At 61.4% G+C, this 21,227-nt stretch carries 17 protein-coding genes; 9 read left to right on the forward strand and 8 right to left on the reverse strand.

Features of this window, described 5'->3' with window-relative positions; all coding sequences use genetic code 11:
• Positions 1-98: 98 nt before the first annotated feature.
• Together VFA08_07855 and VFA08_07860 are read left to right on the forward strand one after the other, a co-directional pair.
• On the forward strand, positions 99-254 hold the full coding sequence (locus VFA08_07855) for a hypothetical protein (protein ID HYZ13503.1): 156 nt from the start codon (positions 99-101) through the stop codon (positions 252-254).
• Between the two features lie 336 nt (positions 255-590).
• The gene (locus VFA08_07860) at positions 591-2,210 is read left to right on the forward strand and encodes a polysaccharide biosynthesis tyrosine autokinase (GenBank protein HYZ13504.1); all 1,620 of its coding nucleotides are present in this window, start codon (positions 591-593) and stop codon (positions 2,208-2,210) included.
• 20 nt (positions 2,211-2,230) lie between these two features.
• On the opposite strand, the gene VFA08_07865 is transcribed toward VFA08_07860, so the two are convergent.
• Positions 2,231-3,628, reverse strand: a complete 1,398-nt coding sequence (locus VFA08_07865) for a right-handed parallel beta-helix repeat-containing protein (GenBank protein ID HYZ13505.1) — start codon at positions 3,626-3,628, stop codon at positions 2,231-2,233.
• 547 nt (positions 3,629-4,175) lie between these two features.
• Here VFA08_07865 and VFA08_07870 point away from each other — a divergent pair.
• Positions 4,176-5,183, forward strand: coding sequence for a glycosyltransferase family 2 protein (locus tag VFA08_07870; GenBank protein HYZ13506.1), 1,008 nt, complete (start codon positions 4,176-4,178; stop codon positions 5,181-5,183).
• Here the strand turns inward: VFA08_07870 and VFA08_07875 are convergent.
• A complete protein-coding gene (locus VFA08_07875; GenBank protein ID HYZ13507.1) occupies positions 5,173-6,036 on the reverse strand; it encodes a glycosyltransferase in 864 nt (287 codons plus the stop codon). The two genes, VFA08_07870 and VFA08_07875, sit on opposite strands and share 11 nt — an antisense overlap.
• Before the next feature lie 197 nt (positions 6,037-6,233).
• Between VFA08_07875 and VFA08_07880 the strand changes: the two genes are divergently transcribed.
• Positions 6,234-7,226 carry a glycosyltransferase family 61 protein gene (locus VFA08_07880; GenBank protein HYZ13508.1) on the forward strand — a complete coding sequence of 331 codons (993 nt, stop codon included), beginning with the start codon at positions 6,234-6,236 and terminating at the stop codon, positions 7,224-7,226.
• A gap of 99 nt (positions 7,227-7,325) precedes the next feature.
• Here the strand turns inward: VFA08_07880 and VFA08_07885 are convergent, their stop codons facing one another.
• The 4 genes from VFA08_07885 to VFA08_07900 all read right to left on the reverse strand — a co-directional run bounded on the left by VFA08_07885 (position 7,326) and on the right by VFA08_07900 (position 12,076).
• Positions 7,326-8,651 carry an O-antigen ligase family protein gene (locus VFA08_07885; protein HYZ13509.1) on the reverse strand — a complete coding sequence of 442 codons (1,326 nt, stop codon included), beginning with the start codon at positions 8,649-8,651 and terminating at the stop codon, positions 7,326-7,328.
• A gap of 62 nt (positions 8,652-8,713) precedes the next feature.
• Positions 8,714-9,775, reverse strand: coding sequence for a sulfotransferase (locus tag VFA08_07890; GenBank protein HYZ13510.1), 1,062 nt, complete (start codon positions 9,773-9,775; stop codon positions 8,714-8,716).
• A 12-nt stretch (positions 9,776-9,787) separates the two neighbouring features.
• Complete coding sequence (locus tag VFA08_07895) at positions 9,788-11,164, reverse strand: ABC transporter ATP-binding protein (GenBank protein ID HYZ13511.1); 1,377 nt, start codon at positions 11,162-11,164, stop codon at positions 9,788-9,790.
• Positions 11,165-11,179: 15 nt separating this feature from the next.
• Positions 11,180-12,076 carry an ABC transporter permease gene (locus tag VFA08_07900; GenBank protein ID HYZ13512.1) on the reverse strand — a complete coding sequence of 299 codons (897 nt, stop codon included), beginning with the start codon at positions 12,074-12,076 and terminating at the stop codon, positions 11,180-11,182.
• 202 nt (positions 12,077-12,278) lie between these two features.
• Here VFA08_07900 and VFA08_07905 point away from each other — a divergent pair, with 202 nt between their 5' ends.
• The gene (locus VFA08_07905) at positions 12,279-13,436 is read left to right on the forward strand and encodes a glycosyltransferase family 4 protein (protein ID HYZ13513.1); all 1,158 of its coding nucleotides are present in this window, start codon (positions 12,279-12,281) and stop codon (positions 13,434-13,436) included.
• 198 nt (positions 13,437-13,634) lie between these two features.
• Positions 13,635-14,621, forward strand: a complete 987-nt coding sequence (locus VFA08_07910) for a sulfotransferase (protein ID HYZ13514.1) — start codon at positions 13,635-13,637, stop codon at positions 14,619-14,621.
• Positions 14,622-14,802: 181 nt separating this feature from the next.
• Here VFA08_07910 and VFA08_07915 read toward each other — a convergent pair whose 3' ends face one another.
• The gene (locus tag VFA08_07915; GenBank protein HYZ13515.1) at positions 14,803-16,077 is read right to left on the reverse strand and encodes a glycosyltransferase family 4 protein; all 1,275 of its coding nucleotides are present in this window, start codon (positions 16,075-16,077) and stop codon (positions 14,803-14,805) included.
• A 515-nt stretch (positions 16,078-16,592) separates the two neighbouring features.
• Here VFA08_07915 and VFA08_07920 point away from each other — a divergent pair.
• From VFA08_07920 to VFA08_07930, 3 genes are all read left to right on the forward strand, one after another.
• A complete protein-coding gene (locus VFA08_07920) occupies positions 16,593-17,543 on the forward strand; it encodes a hypothetical protein (GenBank protein ID HYZ13516.1) in 951 nt (316 codons plus the stop codon).
• A gap of 366 nt (positions 17,544-17,909) precedes the next feature.
• Complete coding sequence (locus VFA08_07925) at positions 17,910-18,773, forward strand: hypothetical protein (GenBank protein HYZ13517.1); 864 nt, start codon at positions 17,910-17,912, stop codon at positions 18,771-18,773.
• A 331-nt stretch (positions 18,774-19,104) separates the two neighbouring features.
• Positions 19,105-20,181 carry a glycosyltransferase gene (locus VFA08_07930; GenBank protein HYZ13518.1) on the forward strand — a complete coding sequence of 359 codons (1,077 nt, stop codon included), beginning with the start codon at positions 19,105-19,107 and terminating at the stop codon, positions 20,179-20,181.
• Here VFA08_07930 and VFA08_07935 read toward each other — a convergent pair.
• Positions 20,175-21,110 (reverse strand): glycosyltransferase family 2 protein, encoded by a 936-nt coding sequence (locus tag VFA08_07935; GenBank protein ID HYZ13519.1) that lies wholly within the window; start codon positions 21,108-21,110, stop codon positions 20,175-20,177. The two genes, VFA08_07930 and VFA08_07935, sit on opposite strands and share 7 nt — an antisense overlap.
• Between the last annotated feature and the right edge of the window lie 117 nt (positions 21,111-21,227).

The following is a 21,227-nucleotide window of genomic DNA, read 5'->3' on the forward strand; positions in this document are numbered from 1 at the left end:
GTGGTTGGCGACGCGCCGGACGGGGCTGATCCGGAATCGGCAGGATCGGACGAGACAGAGGTCTTTCTAGTCCGTCTGGCCTGATCTGCGGTGTCGCGATGTCGTTCCTGGTGGGTCGAGCGCTCGATTCGGATCGGTTCAAGTTTCTCGATGCGAGCGTCGATGGATGCCCGGATATCTTGGAGCACTTCGTCGATTTCCGAGAGCGATCCACCCAGATTCTCGTTTCGGATCTGGCGGAGCTCGCCAGATGATGGATCAGTTTCGTGGGTCGTCAGCTGATAGACGATCAGTGCGTTGCCCAGAACGAGCGCTGCCAGGGCAGTAAAGGCCGCCGCGCGCGCGGGGAAAGCCTCGAAGCCTGTCTGTCCGCCCCGGGAGCGCCATGCTCGTCTCCATGGCTGAGAGGGCAGAGGCCTTCCAAAACTGGTTACTCGGGACACGAACGCTCCGCTCGGCCGGACAATGGTCAGACGCTCGACAGCACAGTCTACTCCGGCCGATGTGGGGAGAATGGCCCTTCGCCAGACGTCACTTCGAGGCCGCTCGGTTACCGTAGGGCCCAATGCGTGCCGACGCGAGGAGCGGAGATGGCCGATCTACCTAGACGCGGGGAGCTGGGACGGCAGGGAGACCCCGAGCCCCCGGTTCGTTCGGTGCGAGCGGCCCCGCCGGACGCTGGGCAGGACCTCCGTGGCGCACTCGTAGTCGTCTGGCGGCGGAAGTGGTCGATCATCGCGGTGACACTGGCATTGGTAGGCATCGCGCTGTTCGTATCGAGCCGGCAGGCGCCCGTCTATGCCTCGGAGACAAGGGTACTCGTCGTCCCCGTTACCGACGTGGACAATGTCCCGATCCAACAACTGAACCTCGCCACCGAGGCGGAGTTGATCCAGTCCGTTGCCGTCGCCGAGATCGTCGCGGAGGAACTTGGAATCGACGCTCCGCCGCGATCTCTCCTCGGGAGCCTTTCGGTGGAGCAACCGACGGATACCGAGATCATCGAGATTGGATACAGCAACCCAGATCCTGCCGTGGCACAGCGCCAAGCGGACGCCTTCGCCGAAGCCTACCTGCAGTTCCGAACGGAAACGGCCACGGAAACGATTCTTGCGGCCGCGGAGAACATCCAGGACCAGATCTCGGAACTCGTCACCGAGCTCAACGAGGTCAATCGTCGGCTCGAAGAACTATCGGAAACCAATCCCAACCGTAGTGTCCTCGAGGTTCAGGCGAACACGCTGAGCGCGCAAATCACACCTCTACAGCTCAGGCTCTTGAGCCTTCCGGACGAAGTGACCCCGGGCCGCATCATCCAACCCGCGCCGTTCCCGACGGAACCGGTAAGCCCGAACCACGTCATCAACGGGGGGTTCGGGTTGGTCGCCGGTCTCGCCCTCGGCGTCGTGCTTGCGTTCCTCCGGGACCGCTTGTCCGAGCGACTCCGTTCCACGGAGGAGGCGGAGGCATACCTGGAGGCACCGATCCTTGCGAGCATCCCACGCGTGTCGGCATGGCGCCGCCGCCGAGAAGCGTTCCTCGTCACCGCGGTCCAGTGGCGATCTCCCGCCGCCGAGGCCTATCGCGTCCTTCGTACGAACGTTCTCTCCGCGGCCGAGGCCATGGGCGTGAACACCATCGCGGTAACGAGTGCGTATGCAGGTGAAGGGAAGTCGACGACTACCGCGAACCTCGCCGTAGTGCTGGCACGCGCCGGGAAGAGCGTCACGCTCGTTTCTGCCGATCTCCGACGTCCGCGCCTCCACGAGTTCTTCAAGCGCGAGGGGGAGCCCGGTCTGATCGAGGTCCTGGCCGGCAGAGCGACGCTCGACGAGACACTGCAAACGGTGCTGTTACCGGGTCGAGCCTTCGACGCCGGTGGAGCGAACATCCGCCTACTGCCGAGCGGCCGCGTCCCGGAGGATGCTACCGAGCTCATCGCGTCTCAGATGATGTCGAAGGTCATCGATGAGCTGGAGCGGGAGTCGGACATTGTGCTCATCGACCTTCCCCCCGTGCTCCCGTTAACCGACGCGCTGGTCGTCGCTGCGGAGACCAAGTACGTGCTCGTCGTCATCGGACCGAAGGCCGACAATCGTCAGACCGTGACGGCGGCGAGACAGCATCTCGACCGCGTGGGAGCGCGGATCATCGGCGGCGTGTTCAATGGACCGAGCGACTCAACCGGTCATTCGTACTACTCGTATTAACCCGATTCGGTCGTCATCTTTCAGCGCTCGTCCCCACTGGCGCCCCGTGGACGGAAGCGCCATATGACCAGCGCCGTGACGATGGTGAACGTCGCCAACAGCAATGCGATCAACAAGCTCCATCGCCGAGATCTATCCGGACCAACGCGTCCCGCCGGCATCGGACACGCGGGATTGTTTCCGACGAAGCTGGATTCAAAGTCTTGGCCGGTTTCGGATCTCCACTGACCGAGTGTTATCGTGCGTCCGCCGGGAAGCTGGAAGATCTCATCTGTCATGGGACTGGAGTACCGGTTCGCTTCTGACGTCGACGACGAGATGAACCACTGCCAATCATCCTGGTTGAGATGTGTTCCGACCGCGACGCTCCCGTCGATGACGTCGATCCGGTTGTCCTCTATTCGCCAATCCCTGGTGCCTACTGAGACCGCCTGTCCGGTATCGTGGACACCGACCACACGTTCGCCCTCGCCCGCAACGAAAATCTGAGCCAGAGCGTTCATCGCGATGACGTTCTCGAGGACCGTGACTTCGGATGCATTACCTACGAGGATGCCGGTTTCATTGCGGCAGACCTGACTCACTTCGAGCGAGATCGGGCCCTGGCTCGCCTCTACGAACAACCCATGCGTGAGATTTCCGTTGAGAGTCAAACCCTCGAGTGAAACGCCTTCGTTGTCGTAATCGAGCCAGAGACCTCCCGTAAGGTTGTTCACGGCTCGAAAGCGGACAAACGAGGCATCCCGCAGGCGGAAGAATTTCTGGCCCGCTGCGAAGTCGATGAAGTTCATATCGAGGACCGAGCTGTGATCGCTGATGTCCCATCCGCTCGAGGCACGCCACCCATTGAACGACGCCTCACTGTCGTACACGCGAAGCTTGCGGACGCCGAAGCCAGTGAAGCCGCCGACGCCGTTGTGGTTCGCCTGTATTCCTCGTACGGTGATCTCCTCACCGGGGTGGAGGCTCAACCCAGAGCCGTTGTTCCAGTCGAAGACGCAATCGATGACCTCCACGTTCCGAGAGTTGGTAATGGCTACGGCGCCCGCGGCTCCCGCAGCGTTGGCCGCGCGAACGAACTGGATGTTTCGAAGCGTGATGTTCTCCCGTGAGGCGATGAACATCAACGACGGTCGTGTCGAAACCTCCACAATGCTTTCGGTGAGGTCGGTGGTGGGCGCTAGATGCAAGAAGATCTCATCCGTTTCTTCGGAAACGAGGAAGCGTCCGTCCGCATTTTCCAATTCGGACCGCGAAAGAACTTGGCGCAGCGGCGCACCATCGACGAAGACCATCTCGTTCCGCCGGATGATTGGATTGGCTTCGAGATAGCTTCGCACTCGTTCGGGCCACTCCTGCGGCATCGCCGCTAGACCCCAGTCGTACGGCCATGGATGCGAGTAGACGCCGTCACCCACGTGCGTCCATCCGTCCCACACATCCGCTCCCGAGACCAGTACACCGTCCTCGGCTCCTTCGATGCTGATCGGAGCGGGAGTCGTTTCCTCGTCCGAAGCGATCCGAAGCGACTCTCGGTAGACGCCCGGCCCGACAATGATCCGCACGGGAATCGTGTTGGCGTTGGCCTCCGAAGCGAGTGCGATGGCGCGACTCAGCGTGAGCAACGGCAAGGACGCAGTTCCTGGGTTGTCGTCCGCGGCATATGCATCTTGCCGATCAACGTAGATCGTCTTGAGGCCAATTTGAGCGTCGGCGAAGTCGTCCGACTGGAGAAACATCGCGGCCACAACAGCCACGGCACTTAGGGTCATCGCTGCTAGATGGCTCCTTGCCGGCCCTTGCGTGTGCCCAGGCGATCGAGTGGATCCCATATCTTGGGATTATCGTCGATGGACTCATTCGTGGACGGGCCACGCCGGCGCCGTGAGACGTACGGAACGTGCCACAGCTCGCGGCGATAACAGCCAACGGCGCGACGGTACTTCCTTCGATACGCTTCGGAACATGACGGACCGCTCCCGGAAACCCGCTCACCATCCACTTGTCAGCATCATCACGCCCGTCCTGAATCGAGTAGATACGATCAAGGACACACTCATATCCGTTGCAGCGCAGACGTATCGGCCGATTGAACATCTGCTGATGGACGGTGGGTCGACGGACGGAACCGTACAAGTCATCGAACGCTTCGCGGAGTCGGCGCCTCATGTCCGCTGGATCAGCGAACCAGACTCCGGGATGTACGAAGCGCTCGGGAGGGGCCTTCGAATGGCGAGAGGCGACATCATCGCCTATATCAACAGTGACGACCTATATTTCCCATGGTCGGTTGAAGTGGCGGTTGGAGAATTACGGAAAGGATGTGACTTCGTGTACGGCGATGTCGCCATCCTAAGGCGAGGCGGCGCCCGCCGGACATTCCAGCTGCAGTTCTATCCCGAGTTCGACGCTCGCCACTACATCCACCATGGCATCCTGGCGCAACCGACCGTCTTCTGGACGCGAACCGCAATGGATTCGGTCGGAGGCTTCGATGCGGGCCTTCGCCTTCTCGGGGATGTTGACTATTGGACGAGAGCGGTTGTCGCGGGATTGCGATTCTGCCGGGTTGATGACGTTCTAGCGCTGATGGTGCTCCACCCAGGTGCGCTATCGATTCGCTTCGAGGAGGAGTTGCAGGAGGAGCTTACCCGCATCCGGGCATCGGTCGATCCACACGTCCACAGGCCTCGAAGTCGAGTGGCCGTTAGGGTTCGGAACTCGATCCGATGGAGACGGAATCAATTCGCATTCAGAAGGGAGGGGAGACATGGATCGCCTCGGCGGTGGCAGCGGTTCATTCGTCTCCTACACAACTTGGGGGTCGAGGTGCGTGGCGGGGGCACGCTCCAGCTCCTGCTGCCTGGGCGGTTCTTGCGCCACCGACGTTCGCAGCAGATCCTCGACGCCGAGGAGTTTGAGCGAAAACTCTTGACGCACTTGTACGCTAAGGAGAACGACATCACATCGTAGCGTCCTTCGACTGCCCATCCGTCTGCGGTCGAAACCGATGAATTTGCTGCTGAGCGCGCCAGGTGAGAGATCTCGTTTGCCACTTCGCAGCCCAGGCGAGTGTGAACAAGATCATTCCGTAGTAGAAGCCAGGCCCGGCCTCGTGCTGAATCAGATCCCGGTTGTCGCGGATGACGGTGATCCTCTTGACCGCGTGGCGGATGAACGAAATCTGCGACAGCCCTCCTGCATGAAGGCGATGCACGACTCCCTCCACGCCGGAATACGCCCACTGGTCCGCGATCGCGGCAAGGCGGATCTTGTAGTCCCAATCCTCGTATGGCTCACCCTGCCGTCGGTAGCCCCCCATCTTTATGTGCAGATCCTTTGCGACGAGCACATCTCGGGGGACGTGGGTTCTGGCGGCGAGCATCCAGCGAACGCGTTCCTTCTTCGAGAACGTCGCGAAGGACCCAAGATGTTCGAAGTCGGTCTGTCCGGTCTCCACGTGGATGAGACGTTGGTCTGAAAACGCGATCGGCGCCGACGTCCTCGTTATTGCTGCGCTCTCGCCGGCGAGCTTGCCTGGAAGATGGTAGTCATCACCATCCAACGCAGTCACGAAGTCGGCATCGGTCTGCCTGACGGCGAGGTCTCTGTTGATCGTGACGCCAAGATTCCTTTCCCGGAACACCGGAGTGATGATGGGATGCTCGTTCGCCATTGACTCGATCAGCTGACGAGAGCCGTCCGTCGACCCATCGTCGGCAACAACGATCTCGTCCGGTCGGCGCGCTTGCCCCAGAAGGCTACGGATCGCCTCGCCAACCGTCGCTTCCTGGTTGTAGCACGTCACTATGCAGCTTATGCGCACTCCATCCCCTATTGTCGGATCGGTCGCCACCTTCGATCCGGTCAAGCATCGCAGAACGTCTCGAGACGTGCTCTAGAGCGGGAGGACGAATGAGCGGTATCTCCTCGAGAGCGGTGAGGTTTCGTGTTCGAGCCTTGCGCAGGATCCAGCGACTGCTTATCGGCCCCATCGGTGCGGCCATCCCTGGACCCGGCTGGGTGCGCTCCGTCGTGGAGCGGCTCAGCGAGCCGCGCGTCGCTCACCACGTTGTTCAGACGTGGACGCGCACGCCGGCAACGATCGAATACTACGACTTCCCGTCGAGTTTCCCTCCGTATTTCCGGCGAACGAAAGCGTTCGATGAGCGTCATGCGTACCGGCTCCGCGACGTTATGGTTAGCCCCAATAGTGGGCTTGTGTGGCTTCCCCGTGGTCCTGTACTCGCAGAGAGCTATGGATCCCTTATCCGAATGCTCGGTTGGGGTGATGTTCGAGCTGAACTCTTGATGCACGCAGACTCATTGAGCGGAAGCGTCATCCCGTTCCCACGAATGCCTTACTACCATTGGTTGCTCGAAATCGTACCGTCGGCTCTGTTCAGCCTCGGCGTCAGCCCGAAGAGCTCAGTCTTGCTGTCCCCGGGGTCGCCTAGGTACGCGATCGAGGGGGCTGAGAGAGTCGCACCCGGCCGCGTCATCTTTGCAGGTGGCGTCTGTCGCGTCGAAGAGTGCATCGTTGCGGCGCGGGAGCCATTACCCGGATTCATCAAGAGGACCGAAATCGAACGAATCCGTGAGTTCTTCTCCGAAGACCGCCGGAACGCAGAAGGACCCAGACGAGTGTACGTATCTCGTCGCAGGGATGGAGCACGTGCGTTGGCCAACGAGAATGACATCGAAGAGGCGATGCACGAACAAGGGATTGCCGTCGTCTACCCACAGGATCTGTCTCTGAGGGATCAGATGCAGCTCTTCGCGTCCGTCGAGCTAGTGGTTGCGCCGCACGGGGCAGGGCTCGCCAACATCGTATGGGGTGACCGACTTCGGCGTGTCGTGGAGATCTTTCCGGCAACCTATTTCAATGACTGCTACGCGAGACTGAGTCGGATGATGAATGCTGATTACAGATACATCGACTCATACCCGGATGCGGATTCAGCAGGGATCGTTCCGATGGAACAGCTACTATCGTTGCTTCGTATGCACACCTAGCGATGGACGTTAGGGAGCGTAAGCAACATGGCATCGTGAGATCACAAAGCTTGAGATTGGGAACTCGGCACCGCGGTGAGGACGCGCCAGGCGCATACGTTAGTGTGCAGATTTAGCTACGTTGGGATCACGCCTCACCGCGTCCCGGATGCCGAAGATGAATCCGCTGGAGATCGACAGGGCAATCGCGAGGGTTGGGAAGAAGAAAGTGCTTCCGACCAGCTCTGCTATCAAGGCCGTGATGACCACACCGGACAGAGCCAATGCGTGCTGACGTTCGAGGATTCGGTACCGCAAGACCGAGCGGAGCGCCGCGAGCAGTTGACCCCAGAACGTGACGATCCCTACCAACCCGATGAAGCCGAGCTCCATCATCCAGAAGAGAATGTCGTTATGTGGATAAACGAATGTGTTGCCCTCGGCGGCGAAGCTCGTATTCCCTTCACCGAACAAGTCCTCAGAATCCAATGTAAACGTGTGACCGAAACCGTTCCCGAGGGGTAGGCCAGACTCGATCTCCACCCACAGAATCTCCCAGAGATCGAAGCGGCCCGTTGTGTACCCTCCCGCTCCCTCGAATGTGTTCCCGGGAACGACCCGTTCACGGGCCAATGGCACAGCAAGGATCAAAGCCATGCCGAGTACCGCAAGGAATAGGTACCGCGCTCTGCGGGCACGCAAGGAGATATATACGATTGCGATCACGCCACTTATCCAGGCGCCTCTCTGGAGGCCAGGGAATAGCGCCAGGAAGAAGCCGGCTGCCAGTACGGCGTGTACCATCGGGTGATACAAGGAACCGCTTGCGTCTCGAGCGATGAGCCGAGCGAAGCAAATCGTAAGGCCGACCGCGGCCAAGTAAGAGGCGGTTCTACCGATCGGCAGCGCGCCGATCAACGCCAATCCGGACGAGAAGAACGTGAACTCAAAGGCAACGCTGATCACCAGGCCGATTAGAAGCGCGTTGATCAGCGTTGTGCCGCGCAGGTCTCCCATCCGAACCGCGTTGTAGGTTACGAGCCCAAGCAAGATCTGGAACGCCAATCCGTTCAGGAATCCTCTGGCTACCAAAGCCTCGATCCCAGTGAGGTCAGCACGGATGAGTAGCGCGGAGATGAACAGCAAGGTAAGACCGGTGAATCCCGACCGCCATCCCACCGATATGCTGCCTCGCATGATCAGTTGGCCAATGAGCGTAAAAAGCATCAGAAGCGCAAGGGCTCGTGTTGGCGCTCCCTGAACCTGCGCCACGGGTGTCGCAGCGATGAACAGAACGACCCAGGCCGGCCTGAGGAGAACGCCGAAGGCAACGATAGGAAATGCCAGGAGAAGGATCGCCGGCGCGGTTGCGAGCCGCCCCGTCGAGTGAGCAACAACGAGCACCGCGACCCACCCGGCGACAGCCGCGTAGGCCAGCGCCTCCATGATGCGTGTTGCATCGAGGTTGATGAAACGTGGGAGGGCAGCGCTGCCGGATCGGCTCATCGTTACACCGGCCTGGTCTCGATATGATCTCGAAGGTCTCCGGATCTTCTCCCGTGCCCACGAACCGCGATGAACAGCAACCGGAGGATCGTCCTCGCTACGCCTCGCTGGTGCGTGGAATGCGCGAGCCCGAGCCGTACCCTATGCCACCAAGGGAGCACGTCGTCGCGCGTTGTCAGAGCTTCCCACCTAGACGATGCCGGGCGGGCGCGGGGGAGCCCACTCCTCAGCCGATCAGGGTCGTAGCCGAGCCCGCGGATCAGGGCCGGCCCGAGCTCTTCAAGATACGACGCCGCGACATCACGTTTCGCAGGCGTGTCCAGGTCGCGTTTCCAACGGTCAAGGTAATTGGTGACGGGAAGCCGGTGCTGGGCTGCGGTCGCGTCGCCGAGTGAGGCCTCCGAAGCCATGTACTCCTTCAAGTTCGGGACGTAATCCAGCTCCAACCGACCGAATAGAGCCTCCAGTGTGCCGTCGGGGTCGTCGACGAGGTCTTCGTAACGGATCACAGCCGTTCGCCAGTCACCCAGGCGATCGATTGCTCGGATCATCTTCTGAGGCGCCGTCACGAGGTCGTGCATTCGGTCCATCCGCCGGAGGTTCGTCCAATCGCCGGCACCGTGTGTGTGAAGGATGGATGAGAAGACGGCAACTGGATTTCGAAATAGAAAGATCATGCGCGCGCGGGGAAACACCTCACGGAGTTCATCCACGATGTGGTAATAGCGAGGCGTCTTGTCAAGGAAGATATCCCCATCCGACTCCTTGAGCGCCTGCGAATAGAGATTGCCCGCACTCAGGCGGATAGAGTGAACGAAGTGATCGCCTTTCGCTGGGAGGCTAGCAAGGAAGCTCTTTAGCGCTAGATGCGCGGTTCCGGCGTCGTACTCCGCGGCCAGTCCATCCGACCGATTCGCATAGAGCAGATGCAGCATGAGCCAGGGTTCTGGAGACGTTTCGATGCGAGGATGGCCGGCTAGCATCCGCTGGAGCAACGTTGAGCCAGATCGAGGTTGGGAGACCAGGAAGATCAGGTCGTCGCCGAGATGCTCGCTTGGTGTCAACGTGCGAGATCCTTAGGCGTCGTGGACTGCCGACCGTTCGTGCGTCAGCGACGCGGCTCTGGGGGCGTCGACGCCGGAATCCAGCGGCTCATGGCTCCATGAATGATCGACGACGAGTACACCTTTGGAGCGGTCCAAGGCGACGCCATGGCCGTAATAGTCGAACAGTTCGACATCGAACTCGGCGACAGCGTCAAACCGCGCGATGGTCTCGTAACCAGGACGGACGAATTCGACGTCGAGCACGTAATGTCCCGCCACGAGCGGCAGACGCTGGATGCTCAGCTGAACCAGCCCACGACGATGCAAGGCGTCGATGTGGAACCCACCCATGGGGCTGCTGGCCAGCCGGATGAGCTCCTGCCCGTACATATCCTTGATCTTCACGACGAATGCAGGGGATAGGAAATGACTCTCCGTTCGATAATGAAGGATCACATCTAATGGGTCGCCTGTCCTGCTCCCGATTCCGCGGTTCGCGGGGTTCTGAATTCGGCAGTCTGTCAGCGTGAATCCCCGCTGAAGATGATTCAGCTTGGCCGTGTCAACACCATAACCAATTCGTTCCTCATTGGCGCTGGCTTGCTTCTGGAAGCGTGTGCAGGCCTCGGTCACTTCGGCCGATGGCCCGATCTGCGCGATGTGGCCCTTCTCGATCCAGATGGCCTTATCGCATAGCGCGTTGATAGCAGCCATGTTGTGACTGACGAACAGAACCGTGCGTCCCCCACGCGCAACTTCGCTCATCTTTCCCAGACTCTTCGCTTGAAAGGACACGTCGCCCACCGCGAGGACCTCGTCGATGAGTAGGATCTCGGGCTCAAGATATGCCGCCACGGAAAATGCGAGCCTCATGTACATGCCGCTCGAGTAGTGCTTCACCTGCGTCTCGATGAAGTCCTCCACTTCGGCGAACGCCACGATCTCGTCGAACTTCGATGCGATCTCCTTCTTCGTCATCCCGAGGATGGCCCCGTTCAGGAACACGTTCTCGCGTCCCGACAGTTCCGGGTGGAACCCCGTACCGACCTCGAGCAACGAGCCGACACGGCCGTGGAGTTCGGCCCATCCCTCTGTCGGTTCCGTGACTCTTGAGAGAATCTTCAGGAGGGTGGTCTTACCTGCGCCGTTTCGTCCGATGATCCCGACCGCTTCGCCGTGCGAAATCTCGAGAGAGACGTTGCGTAATGCCCAGAAGTGCTCGGGTGCATCCGGTGCGCCGATCTTATCCGAGCGAGCCCTTCGTAACCGCCGGAGAGGCGCCGTGGCGGCTCCGGCGAGCGTCTCTCGAAGCGTTTGATAGGAGCGGTTCCGTCCGGCCAACACACGCCGATAACGCTTGCCTAGCCCGACCGCTTGCACGGCGATATCGCCCCGGCTATTGCTCATGGCAACCCGGTTCATTCATACGATGTCGGCAAAGGTTCTCTCCAAACGCCGGAAATAGAACGCTCCGCTGATGAGTAGGGAGACGGTGACGAGCGATGAAACGAGGATCAGTTGCGACGGCGCGTCGCCGGACCCGAGGAGCGCCCAGCGAAAGCCTTCGACGACGCCTACCATCGGATTTAGGGCATAGATCGTGCGCCAAGGTTCGTCAAGCAAGCTCGATGGATAGGCGACGGGCGTCAGGAACAACCACGCTTGCGTCAGGAACTGAACCGTATATCGGACATCCCGGAACTTCGCATTGAGACCGGCGAGCCAAAGACCGACGGCGAGCGCGGTTACGCACGCGAGAAGCAAGAACAACGGCAACGTCAAGGCCTGGATGGGAGGTGTGATCCCATAGGAGGCCATGATGACGAGAAGGATCGCGAACGCCACAGCGAAATCCACCAGACCGGAGAGGACTGCAGCGATCGGCATGGTCAAACGTGGGAAGTACACCTTCGTAACCAAGCGTGCGTTGGCCACGAGACTGTCCGCGGACTGAATAATGCCCTGTTCGAAGAACTGCCACGGAACCAACGCCGCGAAGCTGAACACCGGGTAGGGAAGCCCGTCTGACGGGACGCCGGCCAGGCGGCCGAAGAAGATGCTAAAGATCACCATCGTGAAGAACGGTCTTATGACCGCCCAGAGCCCCCCGAAGATCGTCTGCTTGTAGCGCACCTTCACGTCGCGCCAGACGAAGAAGTACAGCAGCTCGCGGTACTCCCAGAGCTCTCTGAGCCTCAGGGAGGCCCAGGCTCCTTTGGGCGCCTCGATCCGGATCGTGGCTCCGCGACCACCTTCGGGCCCTTCTCGATCCGAGTGAACGGACGTGTCCGACGCAGTCGTCTCGGTGGGAGAGGCCAAGCTGCTCGATCCTTCCTATGGGCTGACGCGCCGATCGGGAACCCACAAAGTATGCGTATCCCGGCCCTTTCGTCATCCGTCGAACGACCAGGCCAATGTAACGATTCCGCGACTTCGGCCCACACGTTCAACCAATGGCGGACGAACAACACGGCCGGGGGTTGCCGCTTCCATCCCGTGTGGCCGAGACTCAAGGGCACGCATGAGGATCCTGGTCGCCCACGCGTTCTATCGCCATTCCGGCGGCGAAGACCGATATGTCATGCGCCAGATCGATCTCCTTCGTGGTCGTCACGAGGTGAGGTTGCTCGCCCAGCACAATGACGAACTGGCTCCAGATGTCCGAACTGCCGTGAAGATGGTCTATTCGCGGGTGATGAAACAGCGCGCGGAACGCGTGATCGCTGACTTCCGCCCAGACATCGTCCACCTGCACAATGCGTATCCGGCGTTGGGGCCTGCTGTGCAATTGGCTGCTCGACAACTCGGGACCCCGCTAGTTATGACCGTGCACAACCACAGGCTTCGATGCCCCAACGGGCTGATGTTCACGGAAGGGGCTATCTGCCGTCGATGCGAACATGGACTGTACGCCTCTGCCGTGCTCCACCGATGCTTTTCCGACATTCGGCAATCGTCCACGTACGCCACCGCGCTATGGATCCATCGCTTCGCGGTGCGACTGCATGAGACGGTTTCTCTCTTCATCGCGCCAAGTCTCTTCATGCGTGACCGACTGATCCGCTGGGGCTTTCGCAGCGAGCGCACAAGAGCGGTTCCTAATCCGGTCGACCCGGAGCAGGTCGTGTCAGCGCCAGGAACGTTCGGTGTATACGTCGGACGACTTGCCGCCGAGAAGGGAGTGGACGTGCTGCTTCGCGCGCTGGCGCATGCAGGCGACCCACCGTTCCGGATCGTCGGCGACGGGCCGCTGCGCCGTCCCCTGGAGCGTCTCGCGCGAGAGTTGCGTCTGACGCGGACAGCATTTGAGGGCAAGGTGAATAGCTATGACGTGCATCGAATGCTGGCCGGATCCCGTTATCTCGTGATGCCGTCGATCTCCGAAGAAGTCGGTCCCCTCGCCCCTCTCGAAGCGATGGCGCACGGCCGCACCATTATCGCAAGTGCGCTCGGCGCGCTGAACGAGCTCGTCCGCGATGGAGCGGGCTTCGCTACTCCGCCGGGAGATCATCGCGCGCTTGCAGTAACGATCAGGCGGTTGATTGATGAACCAGATCTGGCTGCTGCATCCGGACAGAAAGCCTGGCAGCTCTGCAAGGAAGCCTACTCGACACGCGTGCACCTGGAACGACTCGAGGATGCATACGCGTCTGTGCTCTCTGCTTCGAATGCGCCGTGAGCGTACGACCTGGCGGTCGCTCCGAAAGCGCGCTCCGCGTGGAGCGGTCCTCAGGCTCAACGATGTCGTGAGGTGTGTGGTCAGGATTGGCCGTCGACTGCCGAATGCGGCTCACGCATATGCGTTGCAACGTTGTGGGCCGTGCATCCTGGCCCCGAAAGCGAACGAATTGATTCGGCGCCCGAATGGGAGTGTCACATGACGGATGTCCCGTTCCCTTACATCGTCGGGGTGGATCGTTCTGGCACTACCCTATTGAGGGCAATGCTTGCATCTCATCCCGACCTGGCCATTCCCGAAGAGGCGAACTTCCGCCTGAAGCTGAGCGTCGAGCCCGAACTATATGAGCAGGCAAATGGCCTAGATGTGGATGCGTTCGTCTCTGCCCTGTACGCCGACCGAGTCTTCCGCTCATGGGGAATATCCGAGGAGGAAGTTCGTATGGCGTTGCGAGCGGCAGCCCCACGATCACTCTCTGACGCGATGCGGGCACTCTTTCTCCATGCGGCGCGCAAGGAGGGCAAGACGCGGTACGGTGACAAGACGCCCCAAGCCGTGATGGTCATGCCCCGCCTGTCCAGCCTCTTTCCGGAAGCTCGGTTCATCCACATCATCCGTGACGGCCGAGACGTAGCGCTTTCCCACATCCATAACGAAGGGTTCATCGCAAGCGCCGCCGAGGTGGCGATCAAGTGGAAGACAATGATCGAGCGGGGACAGTCCGACGGACGAATCCTCGGGCCAGAACGGTATCGGGAGGTCAGGTACGAGCAGCTGGTCGAGAGACCCGACGCCGTGCTTCACTCCTTGTGCGCGTACATCGAGTTGGACTTTCATGCCAGCATGCTCCGGTACTTCGAACGGCCCCTGGAGGTCCTCGGCGCCACAAGGCAAGGGATCGGCTTCCATGCCTCCCTGCACAAGCCGCCGACGAAGGGGTTGCGGAACTGGCGGGATCAGATGAAAGCGCGCGACCTCGAGATCTTCGAAGCCATCGCCGGGGATCTCCTGGAGAGGCTTGCTTACGGACGGTCGGCACCGCGATCGAGCATTAGGACTCGGGTGAGGGCCGGCTTCGTTCGCTTGTTCGTCGCCAGTAAGGAGTTCGTGAAGAGGCGGATCGTGGATTATCGATGGTGGCCCTCGGCGACGCTCGTCTACCGGCGCCTCCGGAGACATGGGTGACGCTTGGAACCAGCCCAGCGGGCGGATGAACGTGAAGCTCTGATCGGGCTGGCCACCGAGGTCTTCTCCGGCGCAAAGCACTCAACGCGGCCGCCAATTGACGCCGAGCCGACGCTTATTGCGGTCGCTCGGAAGCGGGGCGCCGCGGTCGTCGCGGACGAGTTCTGCGGCGGCCGAGTATTTATCGGAGGAGTCTTGGCCGAGGATCGTCACGCGTGGCGATCTCACGATACAGCGCGTCGATCGACTCGCCGATCATTTTCCAGTCGTGTCGCTGCTGCACGTGTTCCCGCGCAGCGATTCCCATCGTACGGAGCTCGTGGGGATGGGTCGAGGCCCACGCGAGCGCATCCGCTATCGCGGAGACGACCTGTTCGCGATCACGGACGGGAATCTTGACGCCGGCGTGCTCGGGGACCATCTCTGACGTCGCACCGCGGTCGAGGCAGAGGATGGGTCTGCCTGCGTGCATCGCTTCCAGGATCGCCACCGGCGGTCCATCCCGGAGCGTCGGCAGCGCATAGACGTCGGCACTTGCCACGACCCGGTAGACATCGGAACGGCTGGGGAGATGCCCGAGCAATTGGACGAAATCTCCGACCTGCAACGATCTGATCAAGCCCTCGAGGTGTGAACGGAATGGGCCCTCGCCCGTGATCAGCAACCGTGCAGCCGCCGCACCATCGGTACGGCGGAACCGCGCGAAGCCCTCGATCAGCAGGTCGAACCCCTTCCAATGCACGAGCCGACTCCCGGACACGATGGTGAACACTTCGTTGCTCCCGGGCTCCGTCGTCGGCGCGTCGAGCTCGCGTGACGAGACACCGATGTGGACGACAGGCCGCGCTTTACGGCGATAGGGAGCAGGAATGCCGCGAACGGCCTCGGCGGTGAACGTCAGGATCACCTTGGCTCGCCGGCGCGTCAGCGCGACGAACGGATCGCCCGAACGCAGAAGCACCTGCATCGTTCGTCGGATGGATTCATACCTTCGAGCCTCGCGCGGGATGAACTCGTGCAGTTCTCTTGGTATGACGTTCGTACTGCCCCCGACAGGTCCCCAGAGGAACGGAGAGCCGGTCCAGCCGACGCCCGCGGGCATCCAGTCGTTGACGAATGTGACGTGATGTGTTAAATCGAATTGGTGTTCGCGGTCGAGTCGGCGAGCTACGGCTGAGACGCCCAACTGCCAGAAATAGTAGTAGCCCAGGAGCGCGTAGTACCCGCCCCGCTTCTTCCACGCTGGCAGAGGCCTCGGCAGGTCGTAATAGTGAAACGTCAAGCGCTCGATCGGCCGGATGCGCAGCTCCTCCTCGATGACGGTCCGGTTGTTCGAGCGCGTGATGACGTGCACATCGTGTCCGTGGCGTGCGGCCTGGACTGTCCAATTCCAGCCTACGCCGCCCTCCGACCCCGTGTTTGGCACGCATGCATACGCGCCGATGAGGACCTTCACGGACCGCAGCGTACCCAGCGAACAGCCCACGGCCCGGCAACGAGGAGTCGGTGCCGTCGTGGCATGTTCACATCCGAGGTCGCTGACCCGCGCCAGGCGGTGTACGGCGAACCGATGACTCCCCTTGCGCCTGCTAACCAGGGGAACGCTTGAGCTTGACCCGGAGAGCGGGGCGCTGACTCTACTTAGCCGGGATACGCGCGCCTCGTTTGCTGCGAGTTTGGCGCTTCCTATGGTCAGAGCAAGACGAATTGCATATCTGTCATGTCGTCTTCCTCCGGTTGGGCTGCCTGTCCGTCTGCAGCCAGGGTCCGGCAGGTGCAGTACCTCATCCTTAACAACCGTAGCCTCGCCATTGCGGAACAACAGGACTTCAAGCCAGCGAAACGGCTCTCGAGCGCGCCCGTCTGCGCGGCTCGGTTCTCGTCACGCTTGACGCCGACGACGAGTGTCGCGTCTCCTGATCATCGATGTCGATTCGGAGGCCACGATGGAATTCGTGCTCAACTGACGTCATGCAAGAACTTCCACAGGTTCTCGCAACTTCAGTCGTCCGTTCAACGCAGCAGGGGGAGAGTCATGGAGGCGTATATCTCGTCGATCTCTCGACCGGCGATCGGGAGCTGCTGAAGGACTGGGACGATCCGTCCATCAACTGGGAGGGAAGGGGGGCTGACCGGGGCTTGCGCGGGATCGCGTTCTACGACGAACTCATCCTCCTCGCTGCGAGCGATGAGCTCTTCATCTATGACCGCTCATTCAATATCGTGGATTCGTACCGGAATGCCTACCTGAAGCATTGTCATGAGATACACAGAGAAAATGAGACACTGTGGCTGACGTCGACCGGCTTTGACTGCGTACTCGGATTTGACCTCCGCGCAGGCAGGTTCTCGATCGCCTACCATTTCGTGGCAGCGTATCCGAACCGCGGCGTAAAGCGACTTCCAGCCTATTCGGCACGTGCTTTTGACCCCCGCCAATCGGATGGTCCACATATTGGCGACAGCATCCACCTGAATGCCGTGTGGACGCACGAGGGCGTTCTCCTATCGTCTGGCACCCAGTTGCGGCACATCCTCGCGATTGTCGACTCGCAGGTCAGGACGTTTGCCCGCATCCCGCGAGGTACGCACAACGCTCGTCCCTTTAGGGATGGGATTCTCGTCAATCACACAGCCACCAACAGGCTCGCGTTCCTGAGCCGCCGCGGCCGAGTGCGGAAGTCATTCCCGATCAAGATCTATCCCGACTGGGAGCTGACCCACGCATCACTCTCAGCGGATCACGCTCGACAGGCCTTCGGACGTGGGCTTTGCACGTGGAGTGACCGCGTGGTCATCGGAGGTAGCTCGCCCGCCACGGTGTCGGCTTTCGACTTCGACACTGGTGAACTCCTCACGCGAGTGAACCTGACGATGGACGTCCGCAACGCAATACATGGACTGGAGGTCTGGCCGTTCTAGAGCGGCTGCAGCGGTGAAAATGAGCGCCGACGGCGATCGCTTTCCGTGATGATGCGGCGTTCAGTCGTATCCCCGCCTCCTGCGGACGTCGCATCGACAGCGAGCGGCCAGCGCAAAGCGGGGCGGTGGCTCGACGATCGAATGAACACAACACACTGCAGACCGTTACGGTGCTTGTCATAGAGTCGCAGATTCCGGTTGCACTCCGCGACGAGGGTGCTTCGTTCAACACTTTGCCCGGAAGGGGGAGGTTCAATGCTTCAACGAGCCAAGGGGATCGCCTGGCCATATTGGTCGCGAGCACGGCGATACCGGAACAAAGCCCGGATGCGGCTGCGGGGCGGATTCCACAACGGTCGGAGGATTGTGCGCTATCGGGATGGAGCACGAGGGAACCAACTGATCAAGGAGCTGATCGCTGCGGATGCCCCCGTGATGATCGCCCGCTACGGAGACCTCGAGCTCAGGGCGATCTGGAGCTTCCTCAGCAGGGCACCTCGCGAGGAGCAGATACGCCGGATGGTCGATCTACATACGACTGCAGGGTTCTTTCCCGCCGATGTCGAACAATTGGGGCGCTTCGCCGAGATCTACCAGGACGCGGCGCGGAGACTCGACTGCCTCGCGATCTGGAACTTCGAGCAGGGCAGGTGGGCGATGGAGGAGCGCATGTTTCGTGACTATTCGCCCGGCGCATCGCTCGTTTCTATCCGGTCGCTCGAGAGTTGGCTGTTCGAGGAACCATGGACCGAGTCCCTTCGCGGACGAAACGTGCTCGTGATCCACCCGTTTGAGGAGAGCATCCGACGTCAATATGCGAAGCGCGCTCGGTTGTTCGCCGACGAGCGCGTGCTGCCAGAGTTCGGGAGACTCGACACGTTGAAGGCGGTCCAATCCGCTGCAGGAAAGCCGACGCAGTTCGCCACATGGTTCGATGCGCTGGAGTCCATGCGCGCGCAGATCGCTGACAGAGACTTCGACGTTGCCCTGATCGGCGCTGGTGCCTACGGGTTCCCGCTGGCTGCGTTCGTGAAGGATCTCGGGAGGAAAGCAGTTCACATGGGCGGCGTCACTCAAATCCAGTTCGGGATCATCGGGAACAGATGGGAGAAGGTGATCCCTGGCGGTTACCCGCCTCTCACACGGTTCGTCAATGCGGACTGGACCCGGCCGCTTCCTGAGGAAACGCCGGATCGCTTCGAGACCGTCGACGGTGGAGCCTACTGGTGAGGGGATGAGGATGCCGGGCGTCCGCGCACGAAATTCCGGCGACCTCTGCGAACGCGACGTACGAGTTGGCGAGCCTGGTTCAGGGATCGGAAGGCCGACCCCCGGCCGGGACAGCCAATTCCATGCAGGCCGCGTTCGGAACCGGTATTCGGCTCGTACGCGTACGCGCCGATCAGGACTCCCATGTGTGGAGGGTGACCAGCCGATCGGTGGGGCGATCGCGAGTCAGGGGCCGGTCCATTGAGCCTGCGACCGCCGCTGATCCGAGCCGCATGCCATAGTCGTTGGCCGCTAAAGGCGGTGGGTTGGACATACGGAGGTTTGGATCCGGATCGTTCACTACCAACAGCACCTCCGCGGACGCGAGACGGGCACGTCGAACGCCGCGAGAGGTTGGTGCGAGGCCTTGGCGCGTCATGGCGTCGAGGTCACCGCGCTGTTCGATGCAGATGACGCGTCGAGACCGGCTCCGCCCGGAGCGGATGCTGTAGCGATTGAGCACGCGATCCGCGGCTCGCTCAGGTTCCCGACGCACCTGGAAGATGCCATCGCCGGAACCGACGTCCTCGTTCTGCACGGGGGCTGGCTTCTCGGCAACGTCGTCGCGGGCCGGGTGTGTCGCGACGCCGGCGTTCCGTATGTGATCACGAGTCACGGCGTCTACATGCAGGAGGTTCTCTCGCGGCGCCCGGTACGGAAGCGTGCCTGGCAGGCCTTGTTCGAGCGTCGGCACCTACAAGCCGCCACGGCTATTCATCTCTTCTTCGACGAGGAACGAGCGAGCATGGAGTCGGCGATGGACATCCGTACACCAACCATCACGGCGCCGAACGGCATCGACTTCCCGGAGGATGCGGCGTGGTCGGGAGGAGGTGGATTCCTGCTGTGGCTGGGGCGCTTCGACATCACGACGAAGGGGCTGGACCTCCTAACGCGCGCGATCGCCCGCATCCCGGCGGCTCAACGCCCACAGGTCCGACTGCACGGCCCCGATTGGCGCAACGGAAAACAGCAGATGCGCGACCTCGTTCACCGGCTCGGCGTCGACGACTGGGTAAGGGTCGAGGACGCCGTCTATGGCGACGAGAAATGGCGGCTCATCGCTGAAGCCGACGCATGCATCTACCCGTCGCGGTGGGATGCGTGTCCCGTCGCGGTATCCGAAGCTGCGGCGATCGGCGCACCGATCCTCGTCACCCGATACCCGCTTGGCAACTTCCTGGCCGCGAAAGGCGCCGCGATACAGGTCGATCCGCATCCGGAGAGCATCGCCCGGGGAATCCCCCGCTTGCTGGCGACTGACGCCCGCGATCTTGGGAAGGCCGCATCCGTCGTCGCCCGCAACCACCTTTCATGGGATGCCGTAACGAGGTCGTGGCTTCAACAAGTCCGCCCACTCATTCACTGACCAGATCGACTCGCTTCGTCGGACAAGGCAGCAACCCCTTTCGCTGCGTCTCGTAGGCGACGGCCGCTCCGCCCATACGCGCGTTCATGGAATTGCACGACGTTCGCGTGCGCTTCGCCTGACTCGAACCACCGAAGATCCCGTCCCATGAATCTCCTCGCTCGCCGCTCGCGTCCGTAGGCTCCGCTCAGGAGCTTGTGGGCTTGATGCAGTCGTCGCCACCTCGTGTAGGCCTTCCAACGCTGCTCGAGCGATATCGGACGTCCGTGTCGAGCAGCCATGACCTCGTCCTCGTCCCGCCACGTCTGCCAGGGGGCAGCGGTGACTTGGTTCGCGTGTATCCGGAATGCACCGACGGGATAAGCGACATGACGGAACGTGGCGCCAGCGGCGAGCAGTTTCAGGTACAGATCCCAGTCCATGACGCGCCGGATGTCTGCGTCCCACGGATCCTTCCCGAGAGCCGATCGTCTGAAGATCGCGCTGCAACTCGACAAGCACGGGCCGTAGTTCCTTAGTACAACCGGGCTAAATGGGTAGTGGGCGAGCAGTCGGCTGACGGCACCGACCTCATCGACGACGACGCAGTCGCCGTACACAACGTCCGCACCAGTTCTCTCGCCGACGGCAACGAGCTTCGCCAAGGCATCAGGGAGGTAGAACTCGTCCGCGTTGAGCCAACCGACCCATGGCCCGCTCGCCTTCGCGAGCGCGTTGTTGAGGGCGTCGGATTGACCCTTGTCGGGCTCGGATACCCACTCGACGTACGCGGTGTGCCGCGATAGCACTGCGGGCGTGCCGTCAGTCGAGCCTCCATCCTGCACGACGTGCTGTACGGATAAGCCCTTCTGCCCCTGCACGCTGAGGATCGCGTCTTCGATGTATGCCGCGTAGTTGCGGGACGGCGTAAGGACCGTGATATCAGCCACCGGGTTCTCCCGACCGGGCCTAGACCTTGGGTACGGAGCCGGAGGAAGGATACGAGTCGCGGGAAGGATGGCAAGAGCGTTCGGTACGATGCGAATGATGCGGCCCGCCGAGCTGGT

It is taken from the genome of Actinomycetota bacterium, from assembly GCA_035640355.1.
In the GTDB taxonomy this organism is placed as follows: domain Bacteria; phylum Actinomycetota; class UBA4738; order UBA4738; family HRBIN12; genus CALGFI01.